The sequence below is a fragment of the Roseibium sp. genome, from assembly GCF_025698965.1.
Lineage (GTDB): Bacteria > Pseudomonadota > Alphaproteobacteria > Rhizobiales > Stappiaceae > Roseibium.
On sequence record NZ_JAILWL010000498.1, the window covers coordinates 1 to 4,656 of the forward strand.

The 4,656-nt window shown below is 55.6% G+C and carries 5 protein-coding genes; all 5 read right to left on the reverse strand.

What is annotated here, in order from left to right; all coding sequences use genetic code 11:
- Positions 1 to 26: 26 nt before the first annotated feature.
- The gene (locus tag K5905_RS27970; protein ID WP_297590489.1) at positions 27 to 455 is read right to left on the reverse strand and encodes a peptidylprolyl isomerase; all 429 of its coding nucleotides are present in this window, start codon (positions 453 to 455) and stop codon (positions 27 to 29) included.
- A 181-nt stretch (positions 456 to 636) separates the two neighbouring features.
- Positions 637 to 2,145 carry a tripartite tricarboxylate transporter permease gene (locus K5905_RS27975; RefSeq protein ID WP_297590491.1) on the reverse strand — a complete coding sequence of 503 codons (1,509 nt, stop codon included), beginning with the start codon at positions 2,143 to 2,145 and terminating at the stop codon, positions 637 to 639.
- Between the two features lie 8 nt (positions 2,146 to 2,153).
- A complete protein-coding gene (locus tag K5905_RS27980; RefSeq protein ID WP_297590493.1) occupies positions 2,154 to 2,636 on the reverse strand; it encodes a tripartite tricarboxylate transporter TctB family protein in 483 nt (160 codons plus the stop codon).
- A gap of 13 nt (positions 2,637 to 2,649) precedes the next feature.
- Positions 2,650 to 3,651 (reverse strand): tripartite tricarboxylate transporter substrate binding protein, encoded by a 1,002-nt coding sequence (locus K5905_RS27985; protein ID WP_297590495.1) that lies wholly within the window; start codon positions 3,649 to 3,651, stop codon positions 2,650 to 2,652.
- Between the two features lie 24 nt (positions 3,652 to 3,675).
- A partial coding sequence (locus K5905_RS27990) for a sulfatase-like hydrolase/transferase (protein WP_297590497.1) occupies positions 3,676 to 4,656 on the reverse strand: 981 nt, incomplete at its 5' end.

Consider the following 4,656-nt stretch of genomic DNA (forward strand, 5'->3'; position numbering starts at 1 on the left):
GGATTCAGACAGCGATTTAAGACCGGTCAGTTGATCCCGGTCAGTTGAATTTCAAAAGTCAGGTCTTTGCCTGCCAGCGGGTGGTTGGCGTCAAGAACCACTTCCTCGTCCGAAATTTCAACGACCGTAACCGACATCATCTGACCGTTTTCAGTTTGCGCCTGAAGTTGCAGACCGACTTCAAGCGGGACATTTTCGGGAATATGGGCGCGCGGAACAGGCTGGCGGGCACTTGGGTTGAGTGGCCCATATGCTTCGGCTGCCTCGACCCGGACAGTTTTTTCGTCGCCGACCTTCATGCCTGGTATGGCCTTGTCGAGACCTGGAATGATCTGACCGGAACCAACCGTGAATTCCAGGGGGTCGCGGCCTTCGGAACTGTCAAAGACAGAACCGTCATCCAGTGTACCCTTGTAATGAAGACGTACCGTGTCGCCACTCTTGGCTTCGGTCATGATGCATTTCGCAATTCTGTCTGGGGGTGAGTTGTGAGGCCGCAATGTTCGTGGCGGGTGCTCGTCGTATAAGTGCCAGCGTAGTGGCTTGAGGTCAAAAGTAAAGACGTCGGGCGCAGACCTGGAGCCTGCCCAGACACTCCTCCTGAGATTTTCCCGGTCTCACATTTGACAGCGCGGCTTAAGCTTCTTCCCGTCTGGCAAAGACCTTTCGGCGCGTTCTAAAGGCATAGACCAGCGCCCCAGATATGAGAAGCACATTGACGCAGACAAGGGTTGCCGACACCGGTCTGTCGAGGAAAATCCAGTAGCCTTCCCGGGATATCAGGAGTGCGCGGCGTAAATTGTTTTCCAGAATAGGACCCAGAATGATGCCGATGACGATGGGCGCCAATGGATAATTTGTTGCTCGGAACAGAATGCCCACCAACCCGAAGCCAAACATCACCATCAGATCAAAGACCGATGCCTGCAAGGCAAACGTTCCGATCGAACACAGGATCAGGATGATCGGGATCAGGTAGAATTTTGGGATCCTGAGCACGTAGACAAAAAACGGTGTTGCAAGAATGCCGGCGATGAGCAGAAAGATGTTTGACGCCATGTAGACGAGAAAAATTCCGCCGACGAACTGCGGTTCCTGTTCGAAAAGGATCGGTCCGGGAACAAATCCGAGGATCAAGAGGGCGCCCAGCAACATCGCCGATGAGGCGTCACCGGGAATGCCAAGTGCCAGCGAGGGAACCAGTGTTCCTCCGACAGTTGCATTGTTGGCACTTTCTGTGGCGACGACACCGCCTTCGGCACCTTCGCCGTATTTCTCGCCCGGTTTTGCGGCAGCTTTGGCAATCGCATAGGCGCTAAAGGAACTGATGACCCCTCCTGCACCTGGCAACGCGCCGAAGAAAACGCCGATACCGGAGGATCTGAGAAGATTGCCCCAGTGCCGCAATGTCTTCAAAAGCGACCCGAACCCCGGTCGTTCCACCTTGATATCGGGTTTCTTCAGAAGGTCATTCCCGATGATCTGGTGAGCCATTTCCGATATCGCAAAAAGTCCAACGACCACCGCGACGATGTGAAAACCGTTGAGCATGTGATGCGAGCCGAAGGTGAAGCGGTAGCCGGTCGAAAACTCATCGGTCCCGATTGTCGCAAGCAAGAGGCCGAAACAGCCTGAAATAAGGCCCTTGATCAGGGATCCGCCGGAAATGAGTGCGATCGCAAAAAGCCCGGTCACAGCAAGCATGGCATATTCAGGCGGAGCGAAGCCGCTGGCGAATTTGGCGAGGATCGGCGACGCGGCAATAAGCACGACACCCCCGATCAGACCACCGATGGCCGAAGAGGAAATCGCAATTCCGATAGCGTCTGCCGCCCGTCCCTTCTGGGCCATGGGATACCCGTCGAACAGCGTTGCTGCCGCCAAAGGCGTGCCCGGGATACGCAACAAGATGGCGGAAATCGAACCGCCGCAGGAACCGCCCACGAAGATCGCAATGAGAAATCCCATGGCAGCGACAGGCGGCAAACCGATCGCCACGGGCAGGAGCAGGATGATGCCCATGAGCGGACCCAGGCCCGGCATGGCACCGACAAGCAGACCTATCAGGATACCGATGAAGGTCAGACCGATCGCCATCGGGGTCAGAAAGAGCTGGAAACCAGCAAGCAGGGATTCAAACAGCATCGCGGGGCCTACCAGGGGATATTCAGTCTGAAGATGCCGCCCGGCAGCACGACATTGAGAAATCTCTCAAAGACGAAGGCAAACCCGAATGACATGACGATTGCGGCGAGCAGCATCTTTCCAATTTGGCGGGCGCCGCAGATATACATCACCGCGAACACCATCGGCGTTGTTGTCAGGTGATAACCGAGCCATTGGAGACATCCCAGATAGAGTGCGAAGACGAACAATAGGCCTACCGCTCTTTTGAGTGCCTGCGGTTCAAGGCCGATCTTCTCCTGATGACCTGACAGGATTTCCATCAGGATCTGAACGATCACCAATCCGGCTATGACAATGGCCACGGCACGTGGATAGGCCGCAGCATTGTCATAGGGACCGCCGCTGGCGATCCCCTGCTCATGCATGGATGTGTGAATTTGCTGGAACACGATCCCGACGATGATCGCAAAGAATGCTGTAACCAGTAGGGTAAGGGTTCTTGAGGTCATCGCCGCTTTCGCTCTATCTCAGTTTTTTCAGCTCTTCTTCTTCCCATTTCAGAGCATTGCCCATGGCGGAAAGCTGGTCGAGTACCGGTCCGACCACTTCATCATACTGGGTGTGATCCCATTCCAGCGGAACGAACCCGACCTTTGCAATGGCCTCCCGAACATCGGGACGTTCCATGGCTGCTTCCATGGCTGTGCGCAGTTTCTCGGTCACGTCGTCCGGCGTGTCTTCGTGAACTATCCACCAGGTCCATCCCATCGGCGCCAGGCCGGACAGACCGAGATCAATGTCGAGATCCGCGATACTGGGAGCGCCGTCATATGAAGCCTTGGCCCCGGGGAGTTCGGACAGCACCAGCATGATATTGAAGGCTGGCTTGTCCTGGATGTAGTTACCGACATTGATGAAGGAAAAGTCGAGCACGCCTGACTTGAGGTCCTTGACCGCGTTTCCGTCCTGCGTGTAGGGAATATTCTGAGCAACGACACCATAGGACTGCAGCACTTTCGCGATCACCATATGCGGCAGGTTGTTGCGCGAGCCCGAGGAATAGCGAAGTTCGCCCGGGTGCTCCTTGCCGTATTCCATCATTTCCTCGAAATTGGACCAGCGCGTTTCGTCAACACGTCCTCCAATCGCGAAGGCATTTGAAACCGCCGAATGCAGCGGTTTGAAATCGCTGTAGGTCCAGTCGGCATTTCCAAGGATTGGCTGGAGCACCAGCGGGGCGACATATCCGTCAAACACGGTGTACCCGTCCGCAGGTCGTGACATGGCGGTCTTCTGCCCCTTCGTTCCGGCTGCGCCCGGTGTTGATATCACCGGCATGTCGACCCCCAACTCTTCTCCCATTGCCTTGGCGATCAGCTGGCTGACCGACATGGCATTTCCCGGTCCCCAGGGATGGATCAGCTCGATGGTCCTCTCAGGAAACTCGGCAACGGATGCGCCGGCGGATAGGGTCACAATTGCCGCGGCGGCGACAACCGTCCTCATAGACCTTAGAAGCTTCATGTTTTCCTCCTCCTGTTTTCAATTTCAGGTCCCGGATCTCAGTGTTTCCGTCTTCCCTTTTTGCGCGCCATCGGTGACGAGACCAAAATGCGCATAAAGTTCCTCCGGGGCGTCATGTTGGGTGAAGTGATGGGTTATTCGGTCCGTGAGACGTCTGATGACGGCATTGTCCGACAACGGAGTTGTCTGTTCCGGATCGGTATTGAGGTCGAAGAGAGCTGACTCGCAGTCTTCAAGTGTGAGGCCGTCGCTGCCGACCTGGGTGTTTTTCGGGTCGAGACGAATTTTCAGAAGCGGCACGCCCTTGGTGAAGTCAAACGGCCCGGCCAGCTCGCTCGTTTTCAGTTCACTGATTTCGAAATGCGAGGCAAGATGCGTTGGCATCAGGGTATAGAGATTGAGATTTTCCCCCGACAGGTCTTCCGGGTAGCGGAAGTAGCTGTAGCGCCCGTCCGTTACGCAAACCGGACCTGCAAACATGCCCAGGGCGATACTTTCGTGAGCCGGCGCATCGTCAGCCAGCATGGGCTTTAGCGATGCACCGGTCACGCTGGGAGGAACCTGACACCCATGGAACTCAAGTATGGTCGGCATGAGATCCGGTGTTTGGGTCAGGTTCTTGCGCCGCGAACCGGACTGGTCCGCGTGCTCCGGATGCCAGATCATGAGCGGTATGTGAGAAATCTCCTCATAATAGGGCATTCTGTTTTTGCCCCACCACTCGTGCTCCGACAAAAGAAACCCGTGATCGGTCGTCAGGATCAGACATGTGTCTTCCCAAAGACCATGAGCGTCGAAATGATCCAGAAGCTTGCCGAAATACTCGTCGCACATCGCCACGAGAGCAGCGTAATTGCCGCGAATCTCGGCGATTTCCTGGCTCGAATTGGTCACTTTCTCATAATGCGGCCAATCCAGAATTTTGCCGTTGTACCCGCTCTTGTAAGCTTCCTTGAAGCGTTCGGGGGCAACGAAGGGTTCATGTGGATCAAAGCACTCAAGCTG

Bases quoted from the DNA above. Each gene is read 5' to 3' on its own strand.
- K5905_RS27970 (WP_297590489.1), bottom strand. From the start codon at position 455: ATGACCGAAGCCAAGAGTGGCGACACGGTACGTCTTCATTACAAGGGT.
- K5905_RS27975 (WP_297590491.1), bottom strand. From the start codon at position 2,145: ATGCTGTTTGAATCCCTGCTTGCTGGTTTCCAGCTCTTTCTGACCCCG.
- K5905_RS27980 (WP_297590493.1), bottom strand. From the start codon at position 2,636: ATGACCTCAAGAACCCTTACCCTACTGGTTACAGCATTCTTTGCGATC.
- K5905_RS27985 (WP_297590495.1), bottom strand. From the start codon at position 3,651: ATGAAGCTTCTAAGGTCTATGAGGACGGTTGTCGCCGCCGCGGCAATT.